Source organism: Paenibacillus sp. GL_099_B (assembly GCF_057835695.1).
In genome coordinates this window covers 1,944,388-1,969,098 of sequence record NZ_CM174430.1, presented here as the reverse complement: position 1 = coordinate 1,969,098, position 24,711 = coordinate 1,944,388, and the positions used below count along the sequence as shown (strand labels likewise).

Below are 24,711 nucleotides of genomic sequence, written 5' to 3'. Positions count from 1 at the left end.
GAAAATATAATCACGATCCGTCCCAACTTGCTCATATAGATGAAAGTTTTGGTGGCAACATCGCATTTCTGTACTCCACATATCGTAACACAGGTTACATGTGAAAAAAAGCACCTTATGAGCAGGTGCTTTAAAAATTAATAAAAATGTTTACATATGCCATCTATTTCATTTCTTTTTCAGCGGGCTCTAACACCCGTGTTTCAATACAGCGGACTCTACGAATCCTGAAGTGCCTGATCCAGATCTGCAATCAAGTCATCGATGTCTTCCAGACCAACCGAGAAGCGCAGTAATCCGTCAGTTATACCCCGATCACGGCGAACCTCAGCCGGCATAGCCGCATGAGACATCATCGCAGGATAAGACAAGATACTTTCAACCGCACCCAAACTCACGGCAACAATTGGCAATTTCACACGGTTAAGTATAGCCTTGGCCCGATCTCCCGAACCTACGTCAAACGACACGACAGCGCCGTATCCGCTTGACTGACGTTCATGAGCTTCACGGCCGGGATGATCCAGCAGCCCCGGATAAAATACAGCCGTAATATCACTGCGTCCACTAAGCCAAGCAGCCAGCTTCGCTGTGCTCTGTTCACTGTGTGCCATGCGCGCACCCAAGGTTTTCATACCACGCATCAGCAGCCAGGATTCCTGAGCCCCGAGGACGGTTCCAAGTCCATTCTGCAATTGTTTTAGCTGTGTACCCAATGAATCCGTACGAGCAACAGCTAAACCTGCCAGCACATCACTGTGTCCGCCAAGAAACTTGGTCGCACTATGTACGACAATATCTACCCCGAGCTCAATCGGACGTTGGTAATAAGGCGTCATGAAGGTGTTATCAAGAATGGAGATTAACTCATGTTCCTGTGCCCAGGAGGTGACTGCAGCAATATCCGTGATCCGAAGTGTCGGGTTGGATGGTGTCTCCATATAAACTGCCTTCGTGTTCGGTTTGAGCGCTGCCTTTACTTCCTCAATATTGGTCATATCCACAAAGGTAGTCTCAATCTGCATCCGGCTCAGAATGGAAGTAAGCAGTCGATACGTTCCTCCATATACATCTTCCGTCACAATCATGTGATCGCCTGCCGAGAACATCATGAACACACTGGAGATGGCAGCCATGCCTGAGGAGTAGGCAAATCCGCGTGCCCCACCTTCCAATAATGTAATGTAATCCTCCAATGCCTGACGAGTCGGGTTACCGGAACGACTATAATCATGTTGAGGTGGATTAAAAATATCAAAATGATGGAATGTGGAGGCCTGGTAAATTGGCACACTGGAAGCCCCGGTGGTTTTATCGATTTCGTCACCGAAATGCAACAGCTTAGTATCGAACTTCAGGTCGGAATGAACATTCCGTTCATGATTATTGGCATTATTGTTTTGCTCACTCATGATGCGTTCCCCCTTCTATCTCCTGCTGTGCAGCTGTGAGTGCATTGCCCAGATCGGCAATCAGATCTTCGGCGTGCTCGATCCCTACAGAAAAGCGCAATAGACGGTCATCCACACCTACAGCGTCACGAATTTCAATCGGAATATCCGCATGGGTCTGTACCGCAGGATAAGTCATCAATGACTCTACACCCCCGAGGCTTTCCGCAAAAGCAATCAGTTTGATATTACGAAGCAACGGTTCAACATAACGGGCATCCTTTACTTTGAAAGAGAAAATGCCTGTATTTCCACTGGATTGTTTATTCTGTATTTCAAATCCGGGATGATCCGACAAACCAGGATGATACACTTCATTAACGGCTGGGTGCTCCAAAAGGTACTTGGCAATCGTCAAAGCATTATACTCATGCCGCTCCATGCGAAGAGCGAGTGTCTTCATGCCTTTCATCAGCTGATAGGAGTCGCTTGGAGACAACACTGCTCCAATAGAATTGTGCAGGAATGCCATTTCGGCCGACAATTCCTCCCCTTTTGTAATAATTAATCCGGCAAGTACATCATTATGACCACCCAGATACTTCGTGGCACTATGGATGATGATATCAGCACCGAGTTCAATAGGACGCTGGAAGAACGGAGTCAGTAGTGTATTATCCACAATGGTCAGCAGATTGTGGCTCTTGGCCCAGGAGCAAACCGCTTCCACATCCGTAATCATCATTAGTGGATTGGTTGGTGTCTCAATAAATACCGCTTTTGTATTCGGCTGACGAATACTTTCCAGAGCTGCCAGGTCATTGGTATCGACGTAACTTGCCGTCACACCAAATCGAGACAGGATGCGCTCAAGCAAACGATACGTTCCGCCGTACAGATCCAGCGATACAATCAGATGATCCCCTTGCCCAAATAAAGCGAAAATCGTTTGCAAGGCAGCCATACCGGAGCTACAGGCAAAACCTGCATCACCAGATTCCAACGCTGCCGCTGCTTCTTCCAACACTTTACGGGTTGGATTGGTCGTACGAATATAATCAAATCCCGTGCTTTGTCCAAGCTTGGGGTGGCGAAACGCAGTGGATTGATAGATCGGAAAATTAATGGCACCCGTTACCGGTTCATTGATAGACCCAATTTGGGCCAATCGACTTTCGATTTTCAACTTGTTGTCTTCCATTGCAGCATCCTCCTGTAATGTCGATTAGATTTGCGGACCAATATCGTAAGGTGTCTCTTGATACACATAGTAATTGAGCCAATTAGAGAATAATAAGTTTGCATGTGCCCGCCAAGTGGCCGGGGGAACACGGGAAGGATCATCATTCGGGAAATAATGTCTAGGCAGCGCAATGTCCATGCCTTTAGCTGCATCACGGTCATATTCCCATTTCAATGAAAGCGGGTCATACTCGGCATGTCCGGTTGCAAAAATCTGTTTGCCGTCTTTGGTAGCAACCAGGAAAATACCCGCTTCCTCTGATTCAGCCAATATTTCAAGGTTATCATTTTTTTCAATATCTTCACGTCGCACTTCCGTATGGCGGGAATGCGGGACGTTGAATACTTCATCGAATCCGCGCAGCAACTGCACATTAGATCTGTTGATCGTATGTGAGAATACGCCAAAACATTTTTCATCCAGAGGAACTTTGGGAACTCCGAAATGATGGTATAAACCCGCTTGGGAAGCCCAACATATATGCATGGTCGAAGTCACATTGGTTTTGGTCCATTCGAAGATCTCCTGGATTTCTTTCCAATAGTTCACGTCTTCAAAGTCCATTTGCTCTACAGGGGCGCCTGTAATGATCATGCCGTCAAAACGGCGGTGTTCGATCTCATCAAAGGTTTTGTAGAACAAGTCCAAATATTCCTGGGAAGTGTTCTTGGACGTATGAGACTTCGGATGAACCAGAACGATATCTACCTGAATGGGTGTGTTACCCACCAGACGAAGCAATTGAGTTTCTGTCGTTTCCTTTGTAGGCATCAGGTTTAATATAGCGATACGTAGTGGACGAATGTCCTGCTGGTAAGCAGATGTCTCGTCCATGACAAAGATGTTCTCTCCTGCAAGTACTTCCTTGGCAGGCAGTGTGTCTGGAATTTTGATTGGCATGGTGTTTCTAACTCCTCCTTGTGCATAAATAGATGCAGCCACTGCGGATTCGATACGATTCGCATCCGTACAGTTATAGGCTGCCATGAGCTTGCCTGCAGGCGCTGAATTGCAACCACATTGCTGGCAACAAGCTCAAGTTCCTTAGCGAAAATCACTGCTGAGAAGTCGGTGCATATAACAAAGACCTTCCTCGGATTCCGAGAAAGGTCATATGTAAATAGATATGCGCCTCTCTCATCTCTCAGTTACAACAGTGTCACTTGGACACTTGGTCGCTGCAAGAATTAGCACCGTGCGGTATACCGCCGGTTGCCGGGTTTCATCGGGCCAGTCCCTCCACCTACTCTTGATAAGATTTCGCTTTATTCAATTGTAAAAACTAGTGTGGTTCACCTTTTACTTTAAGACATTAATCCCCTCACGTCAAGGTGTAGTTCAATGTCTGTTCCTCAGGATCGGAACCGTTCCTCATCCGTTGTCATACACTGCTCCAGGGCGCGAAATCGACACATTTTTGCGCTTGAAAGGACCCTGTACCAGCGGTATACTAGACAAGTGTTATAAACCCTTATGTGAGAGGTGACATATTCAATGGATGGCGACCCGAGGCCTGACTGGCAGCCGAATTCCGACAAACTGCATAGAGAATTGATATCAGCATGCCGGCAGCGGGACGTTACTTCCGTTTGATTATAGAGCGAACGCAGTCCTGACTTCCAGGCTCCGCTGCCGACCGGCTGATCTGTTCTTTTTGCGCCCATATTGATGAAATCCGCCCATTTGGCGGGTGCAGAAGGAGTAGATGAATAATGAAAATCCGGTTGGTAAATAACGGTGTATTTATTCCGGTGGACGACATTCAGCAGGCGCTGACTCCACCAGCGGAGGGGTTTTACTGGATTGATGCGGACATAGACGATTTGGCGGTACTTCAACCGCTGTTCATGATGCATGATCTGGCCGTGGAAGACTGTTTGAGTGACGAAGAACAACGTCCGAAGATTGAAATTTATGAGAGCCATTATTTTATTGTTATTAATAGCATTCGTTTTGATGATGAAGAGATTTTTTTACGTGCCGTCAACTTGTTCCTTGGCAGACACTTTATTATCAGTGTGACCAAACAGAAAGTCAGCGAATTGCGAACATTGAAACCGATCCTTTGGGAACAGGAAATCAGTACGCCGGATAAGCTACTGTACCTGTTGGTTGACTTAATTGTTGATAATTACTTTACCGTCGGTGACCGAATTGAAGCGCGTATCGAGAAGCTAGAAGAAGACATTCTGATGCACACCAAGAAGTCTCATCTGAATGAGATAATCGGGTTGCGCAGTGAGATTCTGTGGCTGAAGAAAGTGCTCGGACCTCAGAAAGAGGTTATTAACACACTCAATAAAAAAGATCTGCGTCTTATTGATGATCAACTGCAAAAGTATTTCAGTGACATTTATGAGAATGCTGTGAAAATATCCGAAACCTTTGAGACCTATCGCGACTTGATGGGGAACTTACGAGAAGCTTACCAATCCAGTATCGCCAACCGTGCGAATGAAATCATGCGTGTGTTCACCGCCATTACCACGGTGTTCATGCCGCTGACCGTTATCACTGGCATCTATGGGATGAACTTCACGAACATGCCTGAGTTGGACTGGAAATATGGTTATTTCGTGGTTATTGGCCTAATGGTTACACTGGGCCTGAGCATGTTCTTTATTTTCCGCAAAAAAGATTGGGTTTGAAATAGCAAAAGACGAAGCGCTCCACATTTGGAGAAACGCCTCGTCTTTTTTTATTATCCGCTTAATGTATGACACTAACGTCCTATTTCCAATCTAGCCTGCATTCTGCTCTGTCTCTGTGTGACGACGAAACCGGATCCGAATCATGCGCAGTCTTTCATAGACCTGCTCCAGGTTGCTCCCCCCAGGCTTCTCTTCTCCATACACCTTATGTAACACGGGCTTCAGGAACGTATCTCCCAGCTCCTCGTAGGCACTCCATACCGCCTCTTGCTCCTCTTCGGGCATGACAGCAAGCTCCGCATCAAGTAGACAATCTGTGTCATACCCCTCCAAATCCAGTGTCTCCAACAGCTCAATCAGCTCTCGCCGGGACAATCCAGAACGATTCACGATCTCCTCCAACGTATATCCTTCTTTCATGCCTTCAAGTACCTGCTTCCGTGTGGTGAATCTGTCTAGCTCCTGCTTGTATTTCTGCTCTCTCTGTTTGTACAGCCAGCTCTCATATTCTTGTTCCTTCAGAACTGTGTACACCCACTCTAGCGGAAAAGATGTGGAACGTTCCAGTCCATTTGTAAGCTCCAACCATTCAGCTCCGTACTCGGAAGCCTTGCTCTCACCTACGCCAGGCAGTTGCATCAATTCATCGATGGTTTGTGGAACAAATGCACTAATCATGCGCAACAACCGGTTTGTTGCAATAAAATAGGGGGCCTTCCGGTCAGACGCTGCTCTCTTCCTGCGCCATATGCATAGGTCCATATACAGCCCCTCATTGCCATATAATTCACTGTAACAATGAAGACGTTGACCGCCATAACTGCGCGACTTCAAATCATCATTTTCGTGAAACATACCCTGCAGCAACGGACGATATCCTTCGCCCATCTGTATGGCTAACTGATGACGATAAACATGTAATAGCTCGTCCCACGAACTGCCAGCATACCAGATGTCATCCGTTCGATCTCCTTCCTCATATCGGCTCCATCCCAGATGCCACGCTCCATCTTCTTCACCGATCCACAACTGCGCATGCTCTTCATTCTGACCTGACATTCTGGATAATCTGTTCATGAAAATGACTTCCATTTCTTGTCCCTCCTTCAATAGTTCAGCTCGACACAGTCTGTTTTGTGCTAAATTAAGCAACAAAAAAACACCTCTCCTGCAAAATCCATGCAAGAGAGGTGCTTCCTCATTAACCGTGCTATGCTGTTGCTCATATATTACCACAATGGAAAAATTCGTCAACTACTTGTTTGTAAAGCTATTTACTTGTTCAAAGCCAATTTCGCCAGCGCAAGCGAACCACACAGTCCCGCATTATCGCCAAGTCCTGGTGAAACAACATACTGGTCAATTTCGGACTGAAGTGCAGGATGCTGAACGTATCCAGCGAGCAATTCCTGCAGTTTGCTGCGAACCATTGGGAATAGATGCTCCTGCTTCATTACACCGCCGCCCATTACAATTTTCTGAGGTGTAAGGATCAATACATAATTCATGAGAGCATGCGCCAGGTAATGTGCTTCAATCTCCCAGGCCTTATGATCGGCTGGCAGTTCGTAAGCCGGTTGCTCCCAACGTTTATTGATGGCAGGACCTGCGGCAAGCCCTTCCAGACAGTCTCCATGATACGGACAGAAACCTTCATATGTATCTTCAGGATGTCTGCGTACAATGATGTGTCCCATCTCTGGATGTGACAATCCATGGACCATTTTGCCACCTACAACTGCACCTGCACCAATACCCGTTCCGACAGTAATATACAAACAGCTATCCAGGCCTTGTGCAGCCCCCCAGGTTGCTTCCCCGAGTGCAGCACCGTTTACATCCGTGTCGAACGTCATCGGTACATCAAAGTGCTCCTTGAGCTTGCCGATCATATTGTACTGACCCCAATGCGGCTTAGGTGTTGTTGTAATGTAACCATAGGTCGGGCTTCCTTCAATCGGATCAATTGGACCAAATGAACCTACGCCCAACGCCTCAATTCCTTTACCTTCAAAAAAAGCGATTACTTGAGCCATCGTCTCTTCCGGTGTCGTCGTTGGAAAGCTTACGCGTTCAAGAACTTCTCCTTCTTCCGTACCGATACCACATACAAATTTGGTTCCTCCAGCTTCAATTGCGCCTAAAATCGTCATGTTAGTCACACTCCCAAGTAGTTTAAAATTAAAATGGATCTTCGAATCTGTTCTCTGAACGACTGCATGATTATTCCTGTTCAGCAGTTTCGAGCTTCGCCAATCGCTTCAATAAGGTCTGCTTCCAGCTGTCGGCTAGCGTTGGAATGGCCAGCAAAGCACGCATACCAGCGGCATCATGCTTCCCCTGATGCATAATTCGGTTGGCTTCCAGAATGGTCATTGATGCAGGGTCAGTGCTGATTCGTCTGAAGATTGCAGAGGGAGTTACCTCGCCTTCTTGCAACACCCGAAAATAAAATCCGGTATGCCCGCTATCCTGAAAATAAACAGGCAGCTCTTTGTAATCATACCGTGCACCAAGCTTGAAGCAAGGCTGTCTTGGCTGGCTAACCTGTACCGTGGATTCCCCCAATTCATACATATCGCCAATTCGGACTTCATCCTCCATACAGCCTTCAACTGTCAGATTTTCTCCACAAGCTCCCCAGTCCAGCTTACGATCCATCAGTTGTTCAAGCGCCGGATAACGACTGTAATCGTATACACAAACCGCCTTATCCGGCCCACCATGGTGCTCCAGATCCGCCTGAGCGTCTCCTGTCATTCCGGTGAATGACAGGAAGACCGGGCTGGATATGGGATGTTTCACAATGCCGCTCAGCACTCCGCGCTTCTGACCAGGCAAGGCCTGAAGTTGCCCCACGTTCACAGCTAATACAGCCGTTTTGCTTTTATCTGGCTTCCGGTTATGTGTGAGTGTCATCTGATCCTACCTCCCATAATAGCTTTCTTTTAACGAACAGAGCCACCAAAAACAAGTGTATTACTTAACAAGCGACCTGGGGAAGTAAGCATTTTGCCGCCAGCATACATGCCTGAAGACGCACCACCATCCAGGTTCATTGCCTGCTTGGCACCGAGCTTCTGCATGACAGCAGCCCATTCCTTAATCGTCGCTCCCGAAACGGTAGCCAACATAACCGAACCGTCGGCCATAATGGCAATACCGCTTCTTGCGCCGGAGGCATTGAGAATTTTGGTATCCTTGAAGCCCTCACTCGTTGGATTGACGGCAACTTTGCCGTCTTTCACCAGACGTGGACCTGCGCCCACAGCGGTAACTACATCTTGCCAAGGGATCTCCTTGCCTGCTGCATTGGTGTATTTATAATTCATCTCTACAGTTGATCCAACGGTGAAGCGGTCCGACGAAGATTTCTGATTCCCCGTGAAAACCAGCACCGAGCCATTCTTCGGAATGGCTACATTGGTATTGGGTACTTTCTTGGTGACAATCCCTTTCTCCATCACAACCGCCGTACCTCCTTTGAACCCGACTGTAGATCCCCGCTCTGGCGTGTATAACATCGTAATGCTCGCATTCGCGGAAGGTGTTCGGTTAATAAAGGTCGCATACCAACTGCGTGATTTCCCTTCTTTATCTGTTACTTTACCCGTCAGGCTCACTTGAAGCGAATCCATGATGGCTGAACCATCTTCCTTAAACCCAATCGTTGTTCCGTATCTTCCAATATGTATAACCTTGCCGTTTGCTATTAACATGCCGTATGGATCTGGAGCTCCGTTATAAGCTTCAAAAAACGCTCCGTTAATGGCCGCTTGCGCGCCATAAGCTTTGACAATCGAAGGTAATGTTGCGGTCTGACCGACCTGCTTCTTCGCTAATCCTACGGTAACTGGTGTACCCTTGGGAATACTAACCGTCTGCACGGTAAAACTGCGTCCTGCTGCTTTTACTTTCTGTACTTTAGTGCTTATTGCCGCTTTGGCATCCGCTGTCTGTGGAGCACTCACCGCTCCTGAAAGGATTACAGGCAAAGCAAGGACGAGGGCCATAGCCCCTGTCCACCACTTTTTGCCCGTCCGTTTTGTCTGCATACTACTCACCCTATTGCCACTCCCATCCAAGAGCCCAGGCTCTTCATCTCAAGTTGTTCGAACTTGTCCATCACCATATCCGGGTCAAGACGCAATTCACATACATCCAGTGCACAAGCTACCGGAACTGCACAGTGAATCTCTGCCAGTTTGCGGGACAGATGAAGCATGTCAAGATCATTCTCAATCTTGTTACGTACCGAAGGGGTAAGTTTATCCATATTGTCCAAAATGCCTTCAATAGAGCCAAACTCCTGCACAAGCTTCAAAGCCGTCTTCTCCCCAATGCCCCGTACTCCAGGATAATTGTCACTGGCATCGCCCATCAGGCCTTTCATGTCGATCACTTGACGAGGGGTCAGTTGTTTCTCCGTCATTAGAGATTCAGGTGTATACACCATGTAATTGCCATGACCTTTTTTCATAATAATAATGCTTGTACGGTCATCAATCAGTTGCAGCATATCGTGGTCACCCGTAAGTACCATCACGTTCATATCCGTCTGCTCGGTGTAATACTTGGCAAGTGTACCAATGCAATCATCAGCCTCATATCCTTGAGCGCCAATATTCGGAATGTTCAAACTATCCATCACTTCACGAATCAGAGCAAACTGAGGAATCAGATCATCCGGAGCTTCCGGACGGTTCCCCTTATACGCTGCATACTCTTCACCGCGAAACGTCTTGCCCCCCATATCCCAACAGCATACGACATGACTTGGCCCAAAGGTCTGAACCGCATCCCAGAAATAACGGATAAATCCGTATACTGCGTTGGTTGGCATGCCTGCCTTTGTACGTCTGATATATCCGCTTGCAGATGTTGCATAGAATGCACGGAACAACACCGCCATACCATCTACCAGCAACAAAGTAGGTTCATTACGTTGATTCACTTGAATTTGTTCTCTCCTGTCCTGTATCTAGCAAATAAAATATCGAACTAATTCTATCATTATAGCATAGTTCCGCCAAGGATCGACCAGCCAAAAAAGCCCTGAAATTTGAACATTCAGAGCCTTTTTTACCTTGGTTCATTTAACAATCAATGAAATCATTCATTTATAATTTACGCATTGTTCCATTCCTGCTCATACGTGTCTTCTTTGAATCCTACGGTCACTTTATGACCATCCGTAACGATTGGACGTTTGATCAGACGACCATTGGAAGCCAGCAAACGAATCTGCTCTTCTGTGGACAACCCCGGGAGCTTGTCCTTCAATTGCTGCTCCTTGTATACTTCCCCACTCGTATTAAAAAACTTCTTCACTTCAAGTCCGCTCTTCTGAATCAACCCCGTTAATTCTGCTTCGGATGGTGGTGTATCGAAAATAGGGATTAATTCCAGCTCATGCCCCTGAGCTTCCAGCCATTTTACGGCTTTGCGGCACGTGCCACATTTGGCATATTGATATACTTTCAGATCACTCATCGTTACTAATCCTCCTAAAATTGCTCCGGTGGTGCTCCGGTTTCGACTTCTCGCTTCCCTTGGTTTGCTTCGCAAATCCAAAAGTCGCTCCAACCCGATACCATCGCACTGTAAATTTAAACCTCTTTGCGAATGAGAAAAATGTCCATTCGGCTTTAGGGTCAAAAACCTTAAAATATAAAAATCCTACCACCTAAAAATTTTTAAAAATAGCCTGCGGCATTTTGTTCGGGTGCAGTTTGCATGCCTCACAAGGATTTGGCAACTAATCGTTTAACATACAGCAAAGACACATTTCACTGAGGTACTCACAGAGCACAATCAGGCCGTTTGACAGCTTCCTACAACGCTTCTCTCGGTGATGCCTCGGTATCCAGGCGAGCCTCCAGGGCAGCCATATCTGCGGGCAACGGGGCTTGGAACGTCATCCGATTGTGCAAAATGGGATGGTCAAACGCCAGCTCACATGCGTGCAATGCCTGACGGGAAATCCAAGTGTCTCGTTCCTCCCGAACAGCCATGATCTGCTCATCGATCTCATGCACGGGAAGGGTCTTGTACATCCGATCTCCAACTAACGGGCAGCCGATCGATGTCATATGTACCCTTATTTGATGGGTTCTGCCGCTCTCCAGCTTCAGGTTCACCGCACTGGCGCTGCTGTCTGCCCATCGGGCGACTGTCGTGTATAACGTTCTTGCCGCATACCCGTCAGGTGTAACGATTCGACGATGCGGCTCTTCGGGATCACGATCGATCGGGCCATCGATAGCCCCCTCTTCTTGGGCAGGACTACCGTGCACAAAGGCAATATATTGTTTATCCACCGTTCCTGCAATCATCTGTTCAGACACATGCTGGTGAACATATGGATTTTTTGCGATTGCCAGCACACCTGATGTTTCCTGATCCAGTCGATGAATCGGTCTGAAGCGGAAACGCTCGCCCTTGGACTTCCAATAATGGACAACTCCGTTTGCCAATGTACCTGTGTAATGCCCATGTGTTGGATGTACGATGACACCGGAATCCTTGTTCACGATAAGTAAGTGCTCGTCTTCATACAGTATCGTAAAGGGAATCGGCTCAGGTAAAATATCATCCGACTCTTCCTGTTCCATCCGGACTTCCAGGACGTCACCTGCGCTAACTTTGACGCTGATGTATACCCGCTCGCCATTTAGCATAATTCCCTGCTCTGTAAGTTTGATTCTCGACAGGAGCTTGCGCGAAACCTGTAGGCGCCGCTGAAGCACGGTCTTCAGCAACCAGCCATCTTCATGTTCGGGAACCGTGTAAGTAAGTGGTGAATAATAACCGCTCATTCTTTGTCTTTGCGGCGGAATACTTTTTTGCTCCGCACATACTCAATGTCAGCTACCTGTTGTCTCGCATTGGCAGTCCGTGCAACAACGAAGAAATAATCAGACAGACGGTTCAAATAACGTCGTACAGAAGGGTTGATATCCGTATGCTGTCCGAGTGTTACGGCGCGGCGCTCAGCACGGCGACATACTGTGCGGCAGACGTGCAATGTGGAAGAGAGCAGACTACCCCCAGGCAAAATAAACCGTTCCACCTTCGGATTCTCTGCATCATACAGATCAATCCATTGCTCAAGCCGGGTGACCATCTCATCCCGCACTTTATATCTGGTTTCGCTGATTTTTACAAAGGCGAGATCGGACCCGCAATCAAACAATTCTTGCTGAATTTCGAGCAAGTGTTCACGCAAATCTTCAAATTCCCCATTTGCTTGATCAATAAAACTAATGGCCTGCCCAACAAAACAATTCAGCTCATCAATTGTACCGTAAGCTTCAACCCGATCATCGTCCTTGATGACCCGTCCACCAATGACTGAGGTCTGCCCCTCGTCACCTGTTCGTGTATATATGCCCATTGTAATTCCTCCTATTGTTAATATCATTCGCATGGTAGAACGCTGGGGTTAAATATAAATGCATGCCCTTCTTGAGTTTAACTTAATTAGTATACTTGACCTGCTATGAATACGGGAATGCTATTATTTTCAGAAACCAGTGAGATCCTTCACACGTATATATGAATTGGTGTACTCTGCCGAGTATACGCCAAATCCTTGCAAACCAAAAGTAGAGGAGACGATTATGCAAAACTGGATAACCGATTTCATGGAACAATACGGCTACATAGGTATTGCACTCATTATTGCGCTCGAAAACGTATTTCCCCCCATCCCCTCCGAAATCATATTACCTTTTGGCGGCTTCATGACCACCTACACCAGCCTGACCCTTCCCGGTGTTATTATTGCTGCTACCATTGGTTCTGTGCTCGGGGCTGTCATTCTCTATGGGATCGGACTGCTGATTGATGTCAATCGGCTGGAGAAGATTGTAGAACGTTGGGGTCATATTCTGCGGATCAAAAAAGAAGATATTCACCGTGTCGATGCATGGTTTGACAAATATGGAATGTGGACCGTACTATTCTGTCGTATGGTTCCCCTTGTTCGCAGCCTGATCTCGATTCCTGCCGGCATGTCCAACATGAAATTTGGTTTATTCCTGCTCTTCACAACCATTGGAACACTAGCCTGGAATATCATTCTCGTCTCGGTTGGTGCAGCGCTTGGTGCGTCATGGGAGAGTATCCTTAACTTTATGGACGTGTACTCCCTGGTCGTATATGTCCTTCTGGCGATTATTGTTGTGGGCTGTATAATCTGGTGGATCAGACGAAATAAAACTCGGAAATAAAGAAATTTACACGCGTAGCTTTTGTCATAAAATAAAGCCTCCTCACCACAATTTGTGGTGACGGAGGCTTTATTTAGGCTCGTCCATCGTTTATAACATTATGAAATGCTAATCTTCATATCGCAGCCCTCGATCTTTGAGATCAACAGGCAAGCCAGATATCAACAGATACATCTGTTCCGAATGCGCCTGCAACGCCCGGTTAACTGACGCCATTCTTGCTGCAAAAATTCGTTCTTCCTCTGAAGGATACAAAGAGCCATGCATTTCATTGGTAATCACGAGCAACTTTCCCTGGTAAGACAGAAGGGCGTCCAGCAACAGCTGTGTCTCTGAACGCTGCTGATCCAGATCATCACTTGCCCTGAACCCGGCTGCCATCCATGCTGTCAGACTATCCACAATGACAATTCGCTGATCTGCCAGGAAGAGATTGGATTCCCGATTAATCTGGTGAAGCACCTCCGTCAGGTGCTGGCCGTTCCCAGCCTGGATGGCACGATAATGAGCGGATGGCAATTCAGGAATCACGGGATCATGATCACCAGTGGATAAATAGATGCCCTCCCGGCTGATCCGGGCTGCGTATCCAAGCGCAAATCGGGTTTTACCACTGCCTATTCCGCCTGTGACCGTAATTAGCAATCCGCTCCCCTCCTTCAGTAGCCATACTAGATTGCATTTACTCTGTCAGCGCCTTCAGCACTTTCTTGGATTCTTCGACATTAGACGCCGACACCGGAATGGTAGCAAACAGATTTTGCGCAGCATAATCTACATCTTTGAACATTTGCATGTCTTCCAGCGGAATGCCATAGAGATGTGATTCTGTCTTGATGTCTGAACCGTCATCTCCTTCACCCTTCTCAACCAGGACCCCGCCTTCAAATACACCGCGCTTATACTTCTCCGGATCAAATGTATCATCAAGCGGAATATTGGAGCCGTTACTTCCGTACTGCTTCATATCAGCCTCAGGCAAAATGAAAATATCATGTCCACCAGCCGCATACTCTACCATAATTTTTTGAACATCATACATCGCACTGGTGATAACTTCCACCTTGGGCTCCTCGCCCAACTTCTGCTGCAAATTAGCTTGCAACTGCTCCGAGATCACGGATGGATTTCCTTGGTTGTCAATGATAAAAATCGTAAAACCGTCCTTACCGCCACAGCCAGCAAGCAGAAAAATCATAGAAATGATTGCGGTAAGCCCCCAAAATCTCTTCATTCCAGTTCCCCCTTTAGTCTCCTATGTACAATATATCACAATTGTTCCACGCAAAAAAATAACCCTGCCTATCCGAAGCAATCTGTTCATAGATCAAAAAAAAGACCCCTTCCGGGTCTTCTTCGAATCGCATATGCGTAACGTTTCGATACAACGAAAAATTATTTCCCTTTAATCGGATTAGCCTTCATGTATTCATTAATCTTCAAATCTAGCAAACTGCTAATTTCAATTACAATATCGGATGTGAATGATTTCTCTTCAAGGAATATCTGTTCCATCCTGCGGCGTAGCATATGGATCTCATCTTCCAAGGAAACGTTATGCAAAGATGCGTGATCCGGTTTCACCGACCATCGGTCGCCATGATCGCCTTCTGCCAAATAATGCCCACGATTAGTCGGTAAATCATATTCAACACAAAACAAAGCCAACCCCTCCTTGGAAAATTTAGTTTACAAATACAAGAAAAACATATTTCAAATTGAAATTATATCACAATATTTTGTAAAAGAAAGTTATTTTTTTCTAGTTTGAAGAAAATTTATGTCGATCAGAAGCTTCTATTCCCTATTAACCCTCTTTTTGCAGTTTGTAAACAAAGTTTCCGATTCGTTCCAATGCTTCATTCAATTGGGTCACCGATGTTGCATAGGAACAACGAAGAAATCCTTCACCTTGTGGACCAAATACATTACCCGGAACAGCAGCCACTTTATTTTCCGTTAGCAAACGCTCAGCAAAAAGATCCGAACTTAGCCCCGTCTTCTGGATACTAGGAAATGCATAAAATGCTCCCTGGGGTTCATGACAGTCCAGCCCGATATCTCTAAAACCCTGCACGATAAGGCGTCTACGCTGATTATAGGATTCAACCATTCTATCCTTCTCACCCAAACCGTTTGTCAATGCCTCAAGCGCGGCCACCTGTCCCATGGCAGGTGCACACATCACCGTATACTGATGAATTTTGAGCATGGCTGCAATTAGTTCAGGATGTCCGCACATATACCCGATCCGCCAGCCGGTCATGGCAAAAGCCTTGGAAAACCCACTCACCAAAATGGTTCGTTCCTTCATATCCGGAATCGAAGCGAAACTAACATGTTTTTGCGTATATGTCAGCTCAGCATAAATCTCATCCGCAATGACGATCAGGTCATGCTTTTTGATCACTTCAGCAATCGGTAACCATTCTTCATAGGTCATGATGGCACCTGTAGGATTGCTCGGATAACATAGAATAAGAACCTTGGACTTCGGCGTAATTCCCGCTTCCAGCGCCTCGGCAGTCAGTTTAAACTGATCCTTCGCATATGTTTCTACACCAACCGGTATGCCTCCACCAATCGAAGCGATTGGAGAATATGCCACATACGAAGGTTCTGGAATCAGAATCTCATCTCCAGGTACGATTAATGCACGCAATGCCAGATCAATGGCTTCACTGCCACCAACGGTAACAATAATTTCGTCCTTTGGATCATACTTGGTATCAAACTGAGTGTCCAGATACTCGCTGATGGCTTCCCTCAATTTCGGCATACCTGCATTGGAAGTATAACTGGTCATGCCTCTTTCGAGTGAATATACACAAGCTTCACGCATATGCCACGGTGTTACAAAGTCCGGTTCACCTACACCCAATGTGATGATATCCTTGTTATCGCCAACCAGATCAAAAAATTTGCGTATGCCGGATGGCGGTATCTGTTGAACCAAAGGTGCCAGATACGAAGTCATTTTCTTGTTGTTTCCTGTTGTCTGTTCATTCACTATCATGACGCATCTTCCTTTACGGCGAGATCATGAGACGGTTGTCTTCCTGATGGTCTTCAAAAATAATCCCGTCCTGCTTATATTTTTTAAGAATAAAATTCGTTTTGGTTGAAAGTACAGAGTCAATCGGAGACAATTTCTCCGATACAAAATTAGCAACTTCACGCAGGTTGCCACCTTCTACTTCTACGAGCAGATCATATGCACCTGACATGAGATATACCGATTTCACTTGCGGATACAGATAAATGCGTTCAGCGATCCCTTCAAAGCCACGACCACGCTCAGGCGTAATCTGTACTTCAATCAGGGCTGTTACTTTCTCATCATCAATCTTGCTCCAGTTCACAACGGTTGCGTATTTCACAATCACGTGGTCCTGTTCAAGCTGTGCCACGGCGTTCTTGATCTTATCTTCCGACTCCCCCAGCAGCGTCGACAGCAGTGCGGGAGTCCTTCTCGCGTCTTCCTTCAACAAATCCAGAACTTTTAATTGCAGATCGTTCAGATCCTTCATGTCTTTCCCTCCAGCGTCATCCAGGTTCCTGAAAATGAATTAATACTTATATTACATGAATTCAACGATCATGCAAAGACAAAAACCGCCCGCCCTGAATTCGGGCAAGCGGTGGTATGGTCTGCAACTGTCCCTGCTTCAAACCATAATTACAAAGGTTACATGTAATAAGGGTTACCGTAATTCGGTTGATGCTGGGGAACATTAGGCGCCTGGTTGTAAGTACTGGCCTGCGTATTCTTTTCCTGAATGAACTGCTGGCATTTCTGTTGAGTCTGGTGAGCCGATTGAATCTGCTTGTCCACATCCTGGCGCAATGCCTTCGAACCCACCGAATACATGTTGTTTTGCTGCATTACATTGAACAGCTCACCTTGCAGACGGAGTGTATCATTGGTCAAGTCTGTGAACATCCGACGTGTAATCGGGCAAGATGCTTCAGATGTTGCAGTCGTATATTCGCGCGCGGTTCGTCTTAAATCCGCAAGAATCGACTTTAACAAATCCTGCTCCTGCATAAAAGATCCATTAGATGATAAATTTTGAGAATACACCCGGTTTCCTCCTATACGGTTAGATTCGGCTTACTGCACTTGTGTTGGAGCAAGAGATTGATGTTGCTGCAGAGCATTGACGAGTGTGTTCATATGCTGCTCATGGGAACGAACATAGTGATTCAGCGCCTGCTGAATTTGCGGATTATGTGAGATGGAAGCTGTGGCCGCACACTGCTTGATCAGCAGTTCTTCATTGGTTATTGAATCCGCAATATAATTCAATTCTTTCGGACTCAGCGCTTGCATAGATTGATTCTGCATGTTTCGTTGACCTCCTCGGCATAAAGTTTATGCGCAATTATTGTTAACCCGGTCACTCAAAAGTATACAAACGTAATCACGAAGGAGATGTTTCTAATGGATCTGGTCTATGGTACAACTTTCTGGCCTTCCACTTTTAATACAAATCCCAACTATCCCTCGCTACAAACCGACATCTCCTGTGACTGCTTGATCATAGGTGGAGGTATGGGGGGCGCACTGACTTCCGAATTGCTTACGGAGCGTGGAGTTAACACGGTTGTTATTGATAAGAGAAAGATTGCGCATGGCAGCAGCTCAGCCAATACAGGTCTTTTGCAGTACACAAACGACAAAACACTGACCTCTTGTATTCATACCTTTGGCGAAAAGGCAGGCGTGCGGTTCTATGAACTATGTCTTGAAGCCATGCAGAAGCTCACACAAATTGCGGACAGGCTGGATACGGATCCCTGGTTTATTCCGCGGACCAGTCTCTGTTTTGCCAGCAGCATTGATGATGTAGCCATGCTGGAGGAAGAATATCAAACCTTGAAGCGCTATGGCTTTGAAGCTGAACTGTGGAATTCCGACAAAATTAGCAACCATTTCCCCTTCAGCAAACCTGCCGCACTGTATACGTTGGGGGATGCCGAAGTGAACCCGTATCGCTTTGTTCATGCCTTGTTTAAATCGGCAAGCAAACGAGGCGCACGAATCTATGGACAGACTGAGATGATTCATTGTGAATTCGATGATTATGGTGTGCTGTGTCATACTTTAGGTGGGAAAATCCGGGCCAGAAAGGTTGTTTTTGCTGCCGGTTATGAGACGCAGGCCATCAAAAAGGATCAAGGAGCCTACCTGCAAACCACCTATGCAATTGCTACTAAACCGTTGCCAGACCTGAAGGAATGGTATGAGCACAGTCTGATCTGGGAGACAGCACGCCCTTACCTATATATGAGAACCACACCAGATGGACGGATCATTGCTGGCGGTCTGGATGAAGAGACACCGAGGGAAGATCAGCGTGAGATTCGGGCAAAACACCGTGGAGATACACTCCTAGAAGAAGTCCGCTCTTATTTCCCATTGGACGGTCTAGAAGTCGATTATGCCTGGGGTGCCGTGTTTGGCAATACGAATGACGGTCTTCCGTTTATCGGTCCACATCCTCAATACCCACATTCTTATTTTCTTGAGGGTTATGGCGGTAACGGGACGGTGTACAGCATGTTCGCTGCTTCCATTTTGGCCGATGCTGTTACAGGAGTTAAGAATGGCGATATGGAACTTTTCTCATTAACGAGAACGAGTAAACCTTCTCCTGTATAAGCAACATCTCAATAAATAAGGGTACAGCTCAGGATCAAATCCCTGGACTGTACCCTTTTTACCTATGCAGAGGGTTCTTGCTGATCCGGATGTACTAACATTTTGCGCATAAATATCCATCCGATGAGCGGGAAAGCCCCAAGCGCCACAATAAGCCAGGTTAACGTTCGTAACGAAGGTCCATTCATGACAGTCAGAATAAATACAGCAAGGCCAAATAAACGACCGACCATCAAGCACAGCTCCCTTAATACGACAAGTTCGACCCTTTTCTCTACATTTTCGCCGCTCGTCCCCATCAGGTCGAAACCTGCCGAAATCATCGGCAAAATATACAACGGCATCGACAAGGCAGATCCAATTCCCATAATCAAAAGTGTTCCATAGCTGACCTGCCATAACAGAGGAATCAATACGATGAATAACAAAACCGCTCCGGCTAACATCCCTCTGGACCGGTATTGAGGCTTAAACCATTTTCCTGCGGCCCAGTAACTCACCAGAGCTACGGCAGAAGTAATTAGCGAGAACTGCCCAAGCTTATACTCCTGCTTAGTTGCCACGTAGACGAGCAACGCAATCAGAAAGGCAAACACGCCTTCTCGCACGCCTTGTGCAAACAGTCCCATGCCAAGCGGTCTCCATGCGCTATCTTTTGCAGATAACTGTCGCCACGGTTCAGACCAGCGGTACGTGCCGCTGACCTCCCTTTTTTTCAGAAAAAAACTGAACACGACGGCAATCACATAGATCACCAACGACACCGTAAAAATAAGGCGATAACCCGAATTGTCAACCATTCGTGAAATAATAAGACCTGAGAACCACGGGCCGATGATACCTGTCATGGAACCCAGTAGACCCACCCAACCATTGAACAGATCCCTATTCTCCCGGTCAGTCACCTCAAAGTAAACCACATTGAACGCAATCCAGAACAATCCGAGTGCACATCCAAACAAAATCCCCAGAGGCCATATCCAGTCGACCGCTTTCGGCCCTGCCCATAAAACAAGCATGTAAAAAACACCTGACAAGCCCGTCCCCACTCGCAACGCACTCATTTTGTTATGTTCCTTGACCCACTTCCCCGCAAGCCAAAACGTGAGTCCGAGTGCAATTTGCTGGCTTATCGTAAACCATCCTAGCATGGCGTAGTCCGGACGGCTTTTCCACAGATACACATTCAGAAACGTCCCCGACAAAGCTCCGGCTAACACAAACAATCCATTCACGCCTAGTAGCAGAATGGATTGTCGGCCCAGAGAAATCTTCATCTGCTCCCTCCTTATTCCGCCTGAAGTCAGCACTTCACAGGCAAGGTCTCAGGGTTAACGTACCCCAAGCAGAAGGAAAACATGATGAATTTCCCGGAATATTATATTTTCAGAACGTTATACCCCTTATTTCCGCGCACTCAAATTCTGGATCAGACGCAAACGGTCATCTTCGGACAAGTTATATTGAACCTGGAAGCAGCCTGAGCATACATACATTTGTACAGAGAACGGCGCATCCAGCAACGAGTCCGTACCAGAGACGGCATTGGCGACAGGATTGAAGGAATCCTTGGTTGCCTTCTGTGTGCCCGTGAGGATCATAAATTCACGGCAGTGAGGGCATTCCGGCACCTCTTCTTGCAAATCAAGCTGCTTCTCCACGCCTTCTTCGTATTGTATCAGATCATTGCCCTCATCCGCATACTTCGTCAATGTACGAAGCTCTGGCAATTTCAGCTCTACTTCATCTCCCCAAAGATTGGCGAGATCCGTAGTTTGTTCACCGTCCTCGTCATCATCCATATCATAGATGTCTTCCTCGGCTTCATTGTTCTCTTCATCACCGATATTGATGTTTAGTGTACGATATCCCTTTAATTCATTGTGACAGTAAGGGCATTCTTCTTCAGGACCTAGCTCCTCATCCCATACAATCTCGGTGTGGCACCATGGACATACTGTTGGTTCCATATTGAATCAACCTTTCTCTTTCAGATAATCATGTGTTTAACACATAAATGACGCCTATGGCAAAAAATACAATCGATGCAGCAAACAGAATCCGTATCAATATTTTCATGAACGGTCCCCCTACATGATGCTCGCGCCAATAACAAATGACAACGAGACGGAAATAATCATGGATATCAATCCAACGGCCCGGTTATCCGCTTCAATCTCCTTGTCAATGGAGAAAACCGGTGTCAGAAACTCGAATAGAAAATATGCAATGAGCAGAAGGACAAATCCTACAAATGACCACGTCATAGCTTCATACACCGATGATTTGGCCTGAATGCAGAAATGAAGCACGTTGCAGATTCCAAAGATCTTGCCTCCTGTAGCCATCGCAACCGCCACATTGCCCTTCTTGATTTCATGCCAGCATTTGTACTTGGTCACCAGTTCAAAGCAAGCCAGAAATACAAGCAGCTCCATAATCGCTACGGAGAAAAATCCGAGCACCATCCCTAAGGGATGAGACAGCAATTGGTCAATCGTCCCTTTCACTCATCGTTCCCCTTCCCCATTCTGCTGCCTGAATTCACTCAGGAGGCAGAACTTCTTTGATTCTTGGTCGGGCTATTCCAATTCTGCGACGGTCACACCGTTTCCGCCTTCTCCGTAATTGCCCAGCCGGTAACTTTTTATATGTCTATGCTTACGCAGATAATCCTGAATACCGGATCGCAAAATCCCTGTTCCTTTACCATGAATAATATAAACCTGACCCAGATTAGCAAGGAAAGCTTCATCGATAAAACGGTCTGTCTCCATCAAGGCTTCTTCCAGATTCGTACCCCGCAAATCCAGTTCACTCTTCACATTGTCATCGCGAGTTCGTTTCATGCCCGTTACCGGTTTCTGCTTCGGTTTTGCTTCTGATGGTGCAGACTGCTGTAATTCAAGGTCATTGAGGGATACTTTCATTTTCATGATCCCCAATTGAACTATGGCTTCCTTGCTGCCTGACATCTCCACCACATGACCCTTTTGATTCAAACTGTAGACAAGTACTTCGTCGCCCGGGCCGATGGCCCGAGACTTTGTTGCCGTTGCAGTGCGCTTAACCGTCTTCTTGCGTTTCTCTGGTTCTGCTTCATCCAGTTGTTTGCGAGCAGCAATAAGTTTGTGCTCCTTCACGGATGCGCCTTCTTCCATGGCGAGCTGGCGAAGATCGGCTATAATCTTCTCGGCTTCTGCTCTGGCTTTGTCCACAATGTTGCGGGCATCTTCTTCCGCTTTCTCAATGCGGCGGTCACGCTGCTGTTCCAGCTTCTCCAGTTCGGCTTGATGACGGCTGCGCAATTTCTCCATATCCTGGCGCAAACGCTCTGCACTCTCACGTTCTTGCTCAGCAGTAAGCCTGTTCTCTTCCAGGGAAGCGATCATATGCTCTATGCGTTGGTCTTCCTCTTTCACTTCGCCACGGGCGTAATCCAGAATGTATCCTGGCAGACCCAGTCGCTCCGCAATTGCGAACGCGTTACTCCGTCCCGGCACCCCAACGAGAAGTCGGTAGGTTGGGCTCAGTGTATTAACGTCGAATTCCATGCTGGCATTAATAACACCTTTGCGTTCATAAGCATAAGCTTTCAGCTCACTGTAATGCGTTGTTGCTACCATACGGCATCCGGTCTGATGCATATGCTCCAGAATGGAGATCGCCAGCGCAGACCCTTCAGCCGGGTCAGTACCTGCCCCCAGTTCGTCAAGCAGCACCAGGCTTTTGGTCGTCATGTTTTTCAATATCCGAATGATGTTCGTCATATGGCTGGAGAATGTACTCAGGTTCTGTTCAATGCTCTGTTCGTCACCGATGTCCGCGTAAATCGCATCAAATACACATAGCTGGCTGCCGTCTTCGGCCGGAACGAACAAACCAGACATCGCCATGAGACTCAGCAATCCAATGGTCTTGAGCGTTACCGTTTTACCACCCGTATTTGGACCCGTTACAATAATGGACGTATAATCGTTGCCGAGTTCAATGTCGGTTGGCACCACATTTTCAATCGAGATTAGCGGATGGCGCCCTTTCTTGAGCTTGATGAACCCGCGGTCATTCATGCGTGGCAATGTGGCTTTCAATTCACGGGCAAGACGTGCTTTGGCAAAAATAAAATCCAGAGAGCCTAGCAAGTCAACATCATACAATAACCACTCTGCCTGTTCACTGACAAGTGCCGTTAATTTCTGTAAAATCACTTCAATTTCGCGTTCTTCCCGGATCCGGGTCTCACGCAATTTGTTATTCATCGCAACGATGGATTCTGGCTCAATAAACAGAGTTGCTCCCGAACCGGATTGATCATGCACAATCCCGCCAAAGTACGAGCGGTACTCCGATTTAACGGGAATCACGAAACGGTCTCCCCGAATTGTAATCAGCTGGTCCTGCAGCATTTTGGATACCGTCGAAGAACGAATCATCGAATCCAGTTTCTCGCGGATGCGAGCTTCACCGCCGCGCAGCTCACGACGAATCTGCGCCAGTGTTACGCTCGCGCTATCTGAGACTTCGGCATTGTCGTCAATACAGATACGAATCGCATCTTCAAGCGTTTTTTGCTCAGATAACTGATCGCTGATATAGAAAATCGATTCCACCTTTTCATCGTCGTGGAGCGCAGCGATCTGACGTTTCAATCGACGTGCTGCCAAGGTAGTGTTGGAAATTCCCAGTAACTCTTGAGGGTTCAACGTGCCCCCTATTTCGGCACGTTTGATCGAAGCGGTGATATCCACAATTCCCCCAAAAGATGGAGAGCCTTTCAGACGATCAAACGTAAAAGCTTCATCTGTTTGCTGGAGCAGTCTCTTCACTTCTTCCAGTTCACTGATCGGCTCCAATTGGTCCGCTTTCCTTTTCCCCATCGTAGTCTGGGCAAAGCTTTGCAATGTATTTAAAATTTTGCGATATTCCAATGTGTGTAAAATTTTCGTGTCCAAGGGTACAACTCCTTCCAAACTATAACTGTATTATAACGAAAGAAACTTTCTAGCGCTATTTAACGAATCCTTCCACACATAACTTGGGACAAAGCGCCGCAAACTACAGGTGTCAGGATTGTGCAACCTCGCCATTGAACAGGATGTACAATGCTCAATTCGATCTGAATAAAGGAGGTATAACATCATGAATTTTCTGGGACATGTCGTGCGATTTATCATCGCCGCAATTGTATTGATGGTCGTCAGCTGGATCGTACCCGGATTCGCCGTAGGTGGTTTCTGGAGCGCACTGATGCTTGCTCTGGTTATCGCTCTGCTTGGCTGGGTTGTTGAAGGCATCTTCGGTAAAAGGGTTAACCCTTTTGGCCGCGGTATTGTCGGCTTCATCGTCAGCGCACTGGTGATCTGGATTGGTCAATATGTCGTAGATCATGTACATGTCAGTCTGCTTGGTGCAGTTCTGGCTGCATTGGTCATTGGGATCATCGATCTGTTCATCCCGGTTTCCACCCCTTTTGATGCCGGAAGAAGATCCAAAGATCACGCATAGGCTCCAACGTACCAACTCCCCA

The 24,711-nt window shown here is 46.8% G+C and carries 26 protein-coding genes and 1 riboswitch; of the genes, 4 read left to right on the top strand and 22 right to left on the bottom strand.

Going from position 1 to position 24,711, the window contains the following annotated elements:
* Positions 1-218 precede the first annotated feature (218 nt).
* From AC3ITG_RS09225 to metA, 3 genes are read right to left on the bottom strand one after another with little or no spacing between them, the layout of a single operon-like run.
* The gene (locus AC3ITG_RS09225; protein ID WP_413376874.1) at positions 219-1,412 is read right to left on the bottom strand and encodes a trans-sulfuration enzyme family protein; all 1,194 of its coding nucleotides are present in this window, start codon (positions 1,410-1,412) and stop codon (positions 219-221) included.
* The gene (locus AC3ITG_RS09220; protein ID WP_413376872.1) at positions 1,405-2,592 is read right to left on the bottom strand and encodes an aminotransferase class I/II-fold pyridoxal phosphate-dependent enzyme; all 1,188 of its coding nucleotides are present in this window, start codon (positions 2,590-2,592) and stop codon (positions 1,405-1,407) included. Before AC3ITG_RS09220 ends, AC3ITG_RS09225 begins: the two co-directional genes overlap by 8 nt.
* Positions 2,593-2,616: 24 nt before the next feature.
* Positions 2,617-3,534 (bottom strand): homoserine O-acetyltransferase MetA, encoded by a 918-nt coding sequence (metA, locus tag AC3ITG_RS09215; RefSeq protein ID WP_113051738.1) that lies wholly within the window; start codon positions 3,532-3,534, stop codon positions 2,617-2,619.
* A 234-nt stretch (positions 3,535-3,768) separates the two neighbouring features.
* Positions 3,769-3,893, bottom strand: a riboswitch (SAM riboswitch).
* 453 nt (positions 3,894-4,346) lie between these two features.
* Between metA and corA the strand changes: the two genes are divergently transcribed.
* Positions 4,347-5,282 carry a magnesium/cobalt transporter CorA gene (gene corA, locus AC3ITG_RS09210; protein ID WP_489253535.1) on the top strand — a complete coding sequence of 312 codons (936 nt, stop codon included), beginning with the start codon at positions 4,347-4,349 and terminating at the stop codon, positions 5,280-5,282.
* Between the two features lie 93 nt (positions 5,283-5,375).
* Here the strand turns inward: corA and AC3ITG_RS09205 are convergent, their stop codons facing one another.
* The 8 genes from AC3ITG_RS09205 to AC3ITG_RS09170 form a co-directional block, all read right to left on the bottom strand.
* Positions 5,376-6,377 carry an HRDC domain-containing protein gene (locus AC3ITG_RS09205; RefSeq protein ID WP_489253534.1) on the bottom strand — a complete coding sequence of 334 codons (1,002 nt, stop codon included), beginning with the start codon at positions 6,375-6,377 and terminating at the stop codon, positions 5,376-5,378.
* 182 nt (positions 6,378-6,559) lie between these two features.
* Positions 6,560-7,438: an ROK family protein gene (locus tag AC3ITG_RS09200; RefSeq protein WP_024629017.1), complete on the bottom strand. Its 879-nt coding sequence runs from the start codon at positions 7,436-7,438 to the stop codon at positions 6,560-6,562.
* A gap of 70 nt (positions 7,439-7,508) precedes the next feature.
* A complete protein-coding gene (locus tag AC3ITG_RS09195; protein ID WP_489253533.1) occupies positions 7,509-8,204 on the bottom strand; it encodes an MOSC domain-containing protein in 696 nt (231 codons plus the stop codon).
* A gap of 29 nt (positions 8,205-8,233) precedes the next feature.
* On the bottom strand, positions 8,234-9,340 hold the full coding sequence (locus AC3ITG_RS09190) for a phosphodiester glycosidase family protein (RefSeq protein ID WP_489254445.1): 1,107 nt from the start codon (positions 9,338-9,340) through the stop codon (positions 8,234-8,236).
* A gap of 5 nt (positions 9,341-9,345) precedes the next feature.
* Positions 9,346-10,239 (bottom strand): 5'-3' exonuclease, encoded by an 894-nt coding sequence (locus tag AC3ITG_RS09185; RefSeq protein WP_489253532.1) that lies wholly within the window; start codon positions 10,237-10,239, stop codon positions 9,346-9,348.
* Between the two features lie 173 nt (positions 10,240-10,412).
* Positions 10,413-10,778 (bottom strand): arsenate reductase family protein, encoded by a 366-nt coding sequence (locus tag AC3ITG_RS09180; RefSeq protein ID WP_413376862.1) that lies wholly within the window; start codon positions 10,776-10,778, stop codon positions 10,413-10,415.
* A 341-nt stretch (positions 10,779-11,119) separates the two neighbouring features.
* Complete coding sequence (locus AC3ITG_RS09175) at positions 11,120-12,103, bottom strand: RluA family pseudouridine synthase (RefSeq protein WP_489253531.1); 984 nt, start codon at positions 12,101-12,103, stop codon at positions 11,120-11,122.
* Entirely contained in the window at positions 12,100-12,681 is a 582-nt protein-coding gene (locus AC3ITG_RS09170; protein ID WP_489253530.1) for a cob(I)yrinic acid a,c-diamide adenosyltransferase, read from the bottom strand. Before AC3ITG_RS09170 ends, AC3ITG_RS09175 begins: the two co-directional genes overlap by 4 nt.
* 226 nt (positions 12,682-12,907) lie before the next feature.
* On the opposite strand from AC3ITG_RS09170, the gene AC3ITG_RS09165 reads away from it, so the two are divergent.
* Positions 12,908-13,519: a DedA family protein gene (locus tag AC3ITG_RS09165; protein ID WP_413376856.1), complete on the top strand. Its 612-nt coding sequence runs from the start codon at positions 12,908-12,910 to the stop codon at positions 13,517-13,519.
* 108 nt (positions 13,520-13,627) lie between these two features.
* Here the strand turns inward: AC3ITG_RS09165 and AC3ITG_RS09160 are convergent, their stop codons facing one another.
* From AC3ITG_RS09160 to AC3ITG_RS09130, 7 genes are all read right to left on the bottom strand, one after another.
* Positions 13,628-14,164, bottom strand: coding sequence for a bifunctional adenosylcobinamide kinase/adenosylcobinamide-phosphate guanylyltransferase (locus tag AC3ITG_RS09160; RefSeq protein ID WP_072734039.1), 537 nt, complete (start codon positions 14,162-14,164; stop codon positions 13,628-13,630).
* Between the two features lie 37 nt (positions 14,165-14,201).
* Positions 14,202-14,753, bottom strand: a complete 552-nt coding sequence (locus tag AC3ITG_RS09155; RefSeq protein ID WP_247901667.1) for a type 2 periplasmic-binding domain-containing protein — start codon at positions 14,751-14,753, stop codon at positions 14,202-14,204.
* A 161-nt stretch (positions 14,754-14,914) separates the two neighbouring features.
* Positions 14,915-15,136, bottom strand: a complete 222-nt coding sequence (locus AC3ITG_RS09150) for an aspartyl-phosphate phosphatase Spo0E family protein (protein WP_413379542.1) — start codon at positions 15,134-15,136, stop codon at positions 14,915-14,917.
* Positions 15,137-15,326: 190 nt separating this feature from the next.
* Positions 15,327-16,535, bottom strand: coding sequence for an aminotransferase class I/II-fold pyridoxal phosphate-dependent enzyme (locus AC3ITG_RS09145; protein ID WP_090895166.1), 1,209 nt, complete (start codon positions 16,533-16,535; stop codon positions 15,327-15,329).
* A 13-nt stretch (positions 16,536-16,548) separates the two neighbouring features.
* Complete coding sequence (locus tag AC3ITG_RS09140) at positions 16,549-17,049, bottom strand: Lrp/AsnC family transcriptional regulator (protein ID WP_024628343.1); 501 nt, start codon at positions 17,047-17,049, stop codon at positions 16,549-16,551.
* Positions 17,050-17,207: 158 nt separating this feature from the next.
* On the bottom strand, positions 17,208-17,603 hold the full coding sequence (locus tag AC3ITG_RS09135; RefSeq protein ID WP_413376850.1) for a spore coat protein: 396 nt from the start codon (positions 17,601-17,603) through the stop codon (positions 17,208-17,210).
* Between the two features lie 30 nt (positions 17,604-17,633).
* A complete protein-coding gene (locus AC3ITG_RS09130) occupies positions 17,634-17,867 on the bottom strand; it encodes a hypothetical protein (RefSeq protein WP_413376848.1) in 234 nt (77 codons plus the stop codon).
* Between the two features lie 96 nt (positions 17,868-17,963).
* Between AC3ITG_RS09130 and AC3ITG_RS09125 the strand changes: the two genes are divergently transcribed.
* Complete coding sequence (locus AC3ITG_RS09125) at positions 17,964-19,184, top strand: NAD(P)/FAD-dependent oxidoreductase (RefSeq protein ID WP_413376846.1); 1,221 nt, start codon at positions 17,964-17,966, stop codon at positions 19,182-19,184.
* 62 nt (positions 19,185-19,246) lie between these two features.
* Here the strand turns inward: AC3ITG_RS09125 and AC3ITG_RS09120 are convergent, their stop codons facing one another.
* The 4 genes from AC3ITG_RS09120 to AC3ITG_RS09105 all read right to left on the bottom strand — a co-directional run bounded on the left by AC3ITG_RS09120 (position 19,247) and on the right by AC3ITG_RS09105 (position 24,136).
* Positions 19,247-20,461, bottom strand: a complete 1,215-nt coding sequence (locus AC3ITG_RS09120) for an MFS transporter (RefSeq protein ID WP_413376844.1) — start codon at positions 20,459-20,461, stop codon at positions 19,247-19,249.
* A 126-nt stretch (positions 20,462-20,587) separates the two neighbouring features.
* Positions 20,588-21,154: a hypothetical protein gene (locus tag AC3ITG_RS09115; protein ID WP_489253529.1), complete on the bottom strand. Its 567-nt coding sequence runs from the start codon at positions 21,152-21,154 to the stop codon at positions 20,588-20,590.
* Positions 21,155-21,274: 120 nt separating this feature from the next.
* Positions 21,275-21,694, bottom strand: coding sequence for a DUF350 domain-containing protein (locus tag AC3ITG_RS09110; RefSeq protein ID WP_236703290.1), 420 nt, complete (start codon positions 21,692-21,694; stop codon positions 21,275-21,277).
* 72 nt (positions 21,695-21,766) lie between these two features.
* Positions 21,767-24,136, bottom strand: coding sequence for an endonuclease MutS2 (locus AC3ITG_RS09105; protein WP_489253528.1), 2,370 nt, complete (start codon positions 24,134-24,136; stop codon positions 21,767-21,769).
* 187 nt (positions 24,137-24,323) lie between these two features.
* On the opposite strand from AC3ITG_RS09105, the gene AC3ITG_RS09100 reads away from it, so the two are divergent.
* On the top strand, positions 24,324-24,689 hold the full coding sequence (locus AC3ITG_RS09100) for a phage holin family protein (protein ID WP_053780442.1): 366 nt from the start codon (positions 24,324-24,326) through the stop codon (positions 24,687-24,689).
* The last annotated feature ends 22 nt before the right edge of the window (positions 24,690-24,711 follow it).

Coding starts and splice junctions, on each gene's coding strand:
- AC3ITG_RS09225 (WP_413376874.1), bottom strand. CDS start 1,412: ATGAGTGAGCAAAACAATAATGCCAATAATCATGAACGGAATGTTCAT.
- AC3ITG_RS09220 (WP_413376872.1), bottom strand. CDS start 2,592: ATGGAAGACAACAAGTTGAAAATCGAAAGTCGATTGGCCCAAATTGGG.
- metA (WP_113051738.1), bottom strand. CDS start 3,534: ATGCCAATCAAAATTCCAGACACACTGCCTGCCAAGGAAGTACTTGCA.
- corA (WP_489253535.1), top strand. CDS start 4,347: ATGAAAATCCGGTTGGTAAATAACGGTGTATTTATTCCGGTGGACGAC.
- AC3ITG_RS09205 (WP_489253534.1), bottom strand. CDS start 6,377: ATGGAAGTCATTTTCATGAACAGATTATCCAGAATGTCAGGTCAGAAT.
- AC3ITG_RS09200 (WP_024629017.1), bottom strand. CDS start 7,438: ATGACGATTTTAGGCGCAATTGAAGCTGGAGGAACCAAATTTGTATGT.
- AC3ITG_RS09195 (WP_489253533.1), bottom strand. CDS start 8,204: ATGACACTCACACATAACCGGAAGCCAGATAAAAGCAAAACGGCTGTA.
- AC3ITG_RS09190 (WP_489254445.1), bottom strand. CDS start 9,340: ATGCAGACAAAACGGACGGGCAAAAAGTGGTGGACAGGGGCTATGGCC.
- AC3ITG_RS09180 (WP_413376862.1), bottom strand. CDS start 10,778: ATGAGTGATCTGAAAGTATATCAATATGCCAAATGTGGCACGTGCCGC.
- AC3ITG_RS09175 (WP_489253531.1), bottom strand. CDS start 12,103: ATGAGCGGTTATTATTCACCACTTACTTACACGGTTCCCGAACATGAA.
- AC3ITG_RS09170 (WP_489253530.1), bottom strand. CDS start 12,681: ATGGGCATATATACACGAACAGGTGACGAGGGGCAGACCTCAGTCATT.
- AC3ITG_RS09165 (WP_413376856.1), top strand. CDS start 12,908: ATGCAAAACTGGATAACCGATTTCATGGAACAATACGGCTACATAGGT.
- AC3ITG_RS09155 (WP_247901667.1), bottom strand. CDS start 14,753: ATGAAGAGATTTTGGGGGCTTACCGCAATCATTTCTATGATTTTTCTG.
- AC3ITG_RS09145 (WP_090895166.1), bottom strand. CDS start 16,535: ATGATAGTGAATGAACAGACAACAGGAAACAACAAGAAAATGACTTCG.
- AC3ITG_RS09140 (WP_024628343.1), bottom strand. CDS start 17,049: ATGAAGGATCTGAACGATCTGCAATTAAAAGTTCTGGATTTGTTGAAG.
- AC3ITG_RS09130 (WP_413376848.1), bottom strand. CDS start 17,867: ATGCAGAATCAATCTATGCAAGCGCTGAGTCCGAAAGAATTGAATTAT.
- AC3ITG_RS09125 (WP_413376846.1), top strand. CDS start 17,964: ATGGATCTGGTCTATGGTACAACTTTCTGGCCTTCCACTTTTAATACA.
- AC3ITG_RS09120 (WP_413376844.1), bottom strand. CDS start 20,461: ATGAAGATTTCTCTGGGCCGACAATCCATTCTGCTACTAGGCGTGAAT.
- AC3ITG_RS09115 (WP_489253529.1), bottom strand. CDS start 21,154: ATGGAACCAACAGTATGTCCATGGTGCCACACCGAGATTGTATGGGAT.
- AC3ITG_RS09100 (WP_053780442.1), top strand. CDS start 24,324: ATGAATTTTCTGGGACATGTCGTGCGATTTATCATCGCCGCAATTGTA.